General features: G+C 32.3%; 4 protein-coding genes and 1 other RNA gene. All 5 read left to right on the forward strand.

All coding sequences use genetic code 11. From position 1 onward, the window contains the following. Positions 1-106 precede the first annotated feature (106 nt). The 5 genes from ssrA (at position 107) to VLC96_RS12440 (ending at position 5353) form a co-directional block, all read left to right on the forward strand. Positions 107-503: a transfer-messenger RNA gene (ssrA, locus tag VLC96_RS12420) on the forward strand. A 300-nt stretch (positions 504-803) separates the two neighbouring features. Beyond that, positions 804-2108 (forward strand): site-specific integrase, encoded by a 1305-nt coding sequence (locus VLC96_RS12425; protein WP_325263358.1) that lies wholly within the window; start codon positions 804-806, stop codon positions 2106-2108. 1949 nt (positions 2109-4057) lie between these two features. After that, entirely contained in the window at positions 4058-4291 is a 234-nt protein-coding gene (locus VLC96_RS12430; RefSeq protein ID WP_325263360.1) for a hypothetical protein, read from the forward strand. Positions 4292-4331: 40 nt separating this feature from the next. Then, on the forward strand, positions 4332-4646 hold the full coding sequence (locus tag VLC96_RS12435; RefSeq protein WP_325263362.1) for a hypothetical protein: 315 nt from the start codon (positions 4332-4334) through the stop codon (positions 4644-4646). Between the two features lie 194 nt (positions 4647-4840). Further along, a complete protein-coding gene (locus VLC96_RS12440) occupies positions 4841-5353 on the forward strand; it encodes a hypothetical protein (protein WP_325263363.1) in 513 nt (170 codons plus the stop codon). Positions 5354-6233: the final 880 nt, after the last annotated feature.

Consider the following 6233-nt stretch of genomic DNA (forward strand, 5'->3'; position numbering starts at 1 on the left):
ACTGTTGAAATTGATACTTGATATTGTATCTTTGCAAAACATTTCCATTGGAAATAAATGGAAATTTGATTCTGAAACCTAATTTCTGTAATCAAAATTTAAAAATGGGGTCGACTGGTTTTGACAGCAAGTCGAATTGAAAAGTAAGCACGTCGAGAACTGGGATAATTCTCGTAAATAAAAGGTCTCAAACTTTTTACACGGCGAAGGAAACTACGCTCTTGCTGCATAATCTGAATCATAGTAAGATTAGCCTCGTCCTACCAGGTAGGAAAGCAGGATTTACCTCGAAAGCTTTGGTTTATGGCGGTCGATTAAGGTGAATCGTAAATTTAAACCTAGATTTCTGCAGGCTTCGGGCAGATTTCGAAAATTAAGAAGCTAAGCAAAGAGCGGTTGTTCCTGACCTAACTCAGCGTCGAAAATCCATTCAGGAAATAAGCGTGTAGAAAGCTCTTTAGTTGCTTGTTTGGACCCGGGTTCGATTCCCGGCGATTCCACTGGGACCGTTTAAAGCCAACTTTTCAAAGTTGTCAAAAACGCACAAAATGTCTCGAAACCCTTTAAAAGCCTGCAAATTTTTGAATTTGCAGGCTTTTTTATTTTTCTTGTATTTATCGAAATTTTCAAAAGTGCTCCGAATTTATATGGCAATTTCGTGGCATTTTGTGATTACAGCAAAAAGTGCCACGAAATTGCCATACAAAAACATTCAAATCATTGATTTACAACATGTAAAACAGGTTAACGACTTGACAAAAGAACGACATAATTCTATATTTATTAATTTAAAAAACTGAATTATGTTAGAAAGCAGCTTTGGGCTATGTTTCTTTTTGAAAATACCCAAAAACAAATCAAGCATCAGATATATTTATCTGAGAGTAACAGTAGATGGTGTATCAAAAGAGACATCTACTAAAAGGAAATGGGACATCCAAAAGTGGGATCAAAAAACAGAAAGAGCAACGGGAAATAAGGAAGATGCTAGGACTCTCAATCATTTTCTTGATGCTCTAATCACTAGGATCAACCAATTTAAAATGGATTTAATTTACAACGAAAAATCGATTTCTGCGCAGCGGATTATTGATTTTGTATTGGGAAGGATAGTTTCAAAAGCAATGCTTCTTGAAGAATTTCAAAAGCATAATGACGAGATGTTGGCACTGGTTCCGCAGGATTATGCTTTAGCAACGCACAAACGTTATGAGACAGCAAGATTTCATGCAAAAGAATTTGTAAAATACAAATACACGACAGAAGATATTGAGTTCCGGGATTTAGATTATGATTTTATCATTAGCTATGAATTGTATCTAAAAACCGTACGGAATTGTGTAAATAACTCTGCATTGAAATATATTGCCTGCATGAAAAAGGTAATAAACAGGGCAATTGATAAAGATATAATTACGCAGGATCCTTTCAGAGCATTCAAACGTAAGATGACAAAAACTATCAAAAGACCACTCACCGCAAGTGAATTGCAAACGCTCGAACAAATTAACATTACAACTGCAAGACTCGAAACTGTTCGTGACATCTTCGTTTTTCAGTGCTATACTGGTCTTGCTTATATTGACGCTTATCAACTTCGCAAGACAGATATAAAAATTGGTATAGATGGAAGGCAATGGATAATGTCCGAAAGACAAAAGACTGGTTGTGTGACCAATGTTCCACTGCTTCCCAAAGCCCTTGAAATAATCAAGAAGTACAAAGAACACCCACTTTGCCTTTCAAGAAATGCTGTCCTGCCCGTCGCATCTAATCAAAAAATGAACGCATATCTTAAAGAAATAGCCGATCTCTGTGGGTTTACGAGCGAATTGAACACTCATAAAGCCCGACGCACTTTTGGCAGTACAGTTACCCTTAATAATGATGTGCCCATTTACGTGGTAAAAGAAATGTTGGGACACCAGTCAATCCGCCAAACTGAATCCTATGCCATTACTACAGAGCAAACAATTGGAAGAGAGATGCAAAACTTGGGTAGCAAGCTGGAGAAAGTAAATCCTACCATTCCTGATGAAGCAATATCTATGATATCGAAACTGGAAAAAGAATTACAAAAACTAAAAGAACAATTTGGTATTAAATAAACCAAAAAACAATTAAGTCTCCCAACTTATACAATAGAAGTTCAAATATGGGATAATCTTTGGTATGTTGATGAGAAAATGGTTATTTTTGAATAATGGTCAATTAAATCAATATTTAATAAGGGAGGTCTACATGCCATGCCTACAAAAAAACATAAGGATCCAAGTAAAATCCTTATGCTTTTTTTGTAGGTATATACATTAGTTATCAGAAATGCTATTACAGCAAAACTTAGTAGAACGAAAATTGAAAAAAAGCAATCAATGAAAATAGAATCTTTAAACTTGGACTATTATTCAGACGTTATGGGAGAAAAAGAAATAAGGTTATATACCAATCCATAAGGAATTGTTTTGAAAAAAACATTCAAGAGTATGCTAAAAATCAATTTCACGAAATACAGTTAAGACAAGGAGAGAATGGTATTTATTTTTTTTGTTTTTGGGAAGGCTATCTTGATGTATTGATTAGAAAACTTCTGAAATGTGAAAAGCTTATACTCAACTACCTAGTTTTATTAAAAATTGAAATGAATGTAAAGGATTGTGTTATATTGAATTTAATCGGGATTTGATCAATTTAGATATTGCTAGTAAACGTATAAAGAATCTGAAAGGTACTTATAGAATTCCAACCAGAACTGGACAGAATTACAAAAGAGTAAAAAAATCATTACCCTCCTTTGCTAGTAGTGTTACGTGTACACTACTATAATTTATTAAAAAACAGCTCAAAGAATTTAATTTTTGAGCTGTATTAATAACTACAACTTCAGTAAAAAATACTGACACAAGCGATCATAAAAAAACTGTCATTCTCACGACAGAAAATCACAATCTGACAAACCCAAAAAATTACATTATATACTCTAAAAAGGAAACTTAAAACCATAAGCTCCCTAACCTTTATTGTCTTTTTTCTACAGCCAAAACTTATATGTTATCCACTTGCTTTACAATCCTTTTAAAGTCATAGAACACCACTAAACCAGTATACACAAATTTTTCAAACCATAATTTTAGTCTAATCTTTACACTATCAAAAGGGATAAACGCTATTAGAGTGCCCTTTTTGAAACTATTATGTCAACCCGAATAATGGATTAACTATTTGATTACACAGATTGATTATAGCACTCGAAAGAGTCATTTAAAATACGAACAAAAATTAAAGCCAAAAAAATAGAATATGGCAACTAATCCAATTCCAGCGGTTACAATTCTTTAGCAAGATATTACGCGCGCTCATCTGAAGTTATTACTATATAGATGATTTACCAGAGTTTTTGCTATTTGTTCAAGATAGGTTAAACTCCATTTTTGACAACATTCATTATAAAAATCTACAATATTCAAAAGGGTATCGTGGTGACTCGGTCTTTTACAGCCTTGATATTATAATATTTTTGTAGAGCCTGTTGATCCAATAACCAAATTCGAACAGCTTTTAGCAGACATTAATGATTTGCATGCGATTACTCAAACGCCAGATTATCAGGAATTAGAATCTCCTGTGGAACAGAACAGTCAATTGGAAGTGTTGTTGCGGTTATCTAAAATAATCCTAAAATCACTTACCTCAACCTCTCTTCTTGCCTTTCAATACTCTGGTATTTTTGCCAGTTCATTAAAGAATAGACGAATTCCTAATATGAAAAAAAAAAAAATGATCTACATAGAAATGTATTAAAAAAAACGATATATCACTATAATTTACAAGCTAATTAATACGAAAAGTAACCATAAATTAAAAGTCGTTTGATGGTTTGTAACAAAAACATTATTTATATATTAGCAACATTACAAAACGGCTACTTTATAGCGCCTATCTACCGCTCAGTTTGGTATATATACGCTACAGTGTAGCGAGTATATACTAGTTAGGCATCAGTTCAGCAGAACTGACGCAGAAAAAAAGAATGTTTTTTATAATGCTTAAATCTCAAAACATGGATAATGAACAAATAATACATGAATTTTTGCTAAAATTTAAAGGGTTCAAAAAAGGAGCTAAAATGCACTTAACAGATACCATCAAACGAGAAATTGTAAAAGATTTTCATTTTAATACTGACGATGCAATAAATTCTATTTTGAATAGTGGATATTTCAAATTGGAAACGCACGATGCCGTTAGCCTTACGGACGAGGGTTTTGAATACGCAAATCAGACACACTACTAAAAACTTGTTTGCCTTTAATTACAATAAAAGAATTAAAAATATGAATAATGAAATAAAAACGAGCGACAACACAGCCGGCTCACTAAGATTAATTGGATTTCTAATATTAATAATTGGTATTATATTATTATTTATTTCTCAAGTTATGGAAATAACTGTAGAACCTGATTACGCAAACATCGATGTAAATGTTGCACAACACTTACCTGAAAAAGTAGCGAATATTGAGTTGATTGCTAACAAAACAAACTTTACTCTTTTAGGCGGTTTTTTAATGATTTTTGGAATGCAGTTATCATTAGTTTCAAATAAAATAATTTCAGAAATTAAAGAACAATTTAAAAAGCCGTTATAAAAAACAATCGTGATAAATAAAGAACCGAATGCCTAACAGCTACTACAACGGATTTGGGCAATAGGCTTAATGGAAAGATGGTTTTGTATTTGGAATGATTTGGCAAATCCGAAGAATGGGCTTAATTTAGTCCCAAACCCGCTGTAGTACCAGAACGTTGGCGGTCAGTTTACAGCAAACAAGAAACTACACACATGAAAAGAATAATTAGCATTTTAATTTTGTTGTCATTTTTGAGTTTCATTGCTTGTAAAAAATCAACTGAAAACGAAATCCGAAATAAATATATTGCAGAATGGAAATCGACAAAAAAACCATTTCCATATAGCGCAACTTTGAAGATAAATAATGACAATACATTTGACTTTAATAGTGGTGCTTGTATGTCAAGTTCACATTCGAAAGGAAAATGGAGAATTGAAAATGACACTATAATATTGAATAGTTTTAAACCTAAAGATTGTTGCCTTTTAATTGTTTATGGAGGAAATTGCGAAAAATATGGTAAAATTGGCGAAAATTATATGTTTAAAAAATCATTTAAAGATTGCGACTTAAAAACTGAAAACTCATATGACGTTTTTGAAAACACAAAGTTTTATCAAAAAAATGATACCCTAGTTTTTATAAAGAGTAAAATAAATGATTGTGAAGATTTTGGAAAATGGAATGATAATTTAGTGCTTGGAAAAACCAGTATAAAATAAAAAACCGAACCGCCAACAGCTACTACAACGGATTTGGGCAATAGGCTTAATGGAAAAATGGTTTTGTATTTGGAATGATTTGGCAAATTCGAAGAATGGGCTTAATTTAGTCCCAAACCAGCTGTAGTACCAGAACGTTACAGGATAGTTGAGAAAGAGCTTTTCAGTTAAAATCACGTTTTCAAAAACCTTTTAGTTGCGCCAAAAGTCGAAATACAGAAACTTAAAATTGGAGTTTTTAATTGGAAGTTTGTAATGAAAAAGCGGAAAATTGGAGTTTGATGTTTAGAATCTGAAATGCAGAACTTGAATTTTGGAACTTCAAAACTGAATCTTAAATGCAAAACTTGAAAAGCAAACTCGAATTTCGGAGTTTCTAAACTGAATCTGAAAAGCGGAACTTGAAAATTGGAGTTTTAAATTGAATTGCGAAATCTGAAACTTAAACATTGAAGTTTCATTGAGAATAAAAATAAACTATCGTTTTGATTATGAAATTGAAACGAAAAAAGGGAATAAAATTTAGCCGAGATTTGGGCAAGAATTGGGTTTTTAGTCGGCTAATAAAAGGCTGAAAATCGATTAATAATTAGGAATATTTGCTAGAAACAACCATCCTGTAACAGCCACTACAACGGATTTGGGTATTGGGCTTAATGGAAAGTTGGTTTTGTATTTGGAATATTTAGCAAATCCGAAAAGAGGCTTAATTTAATCCCAAACCCGCTGTAGTGCCAAGACGTTATGTGATACCAAACCAAAAATACTAAAAAAAGAAATATGAGTTTTTTCAAAAATTTATTCGGTGGAAGAAATAAGGAAGTTGAATTGCCTACAAGAGAATTTACCGAAGAGGAATATAATATCGATTACGAATTAA

It is taken from the genome of Flavobacterium sp. (assembly GCF_035456085.1).
Classification (GTDB): Bacteria; Bacteroidota; Bacteroidia; order Flavobacteriales; family Flavobacteriaceae; genus Flavobacterium.

Coding starts and splice junctions, on each gene's coding strand:
- VLC96_RS12430 (WP_325263360.1), top strand. CDS start 4,058: ATGGATAATGAACAAATAATACATGAATTTTTGCTAAAATTTAAAGGG.
- VLC96_RS12440 (WP_325263363.1), top strand. CDS start 4,841: ATGAAAAGAATAATTAGCATTTTAATTTTGTTGTCATTTTTGAGTTTC.
- VLC96_RS12425 (WP_325263358.1), top strand. CDS start 804: ATGTTAGAAAGCAGCTTTGGGCTATGTTTCTTTTTGAAAATACCCAAA.
- VLC96_RS12435 (WP_325263362.1), top strand. CDS start 4,332: ATGAATAATGAAATAAAAACGAGCGACAACACAGCCGGCTCACTAAGA.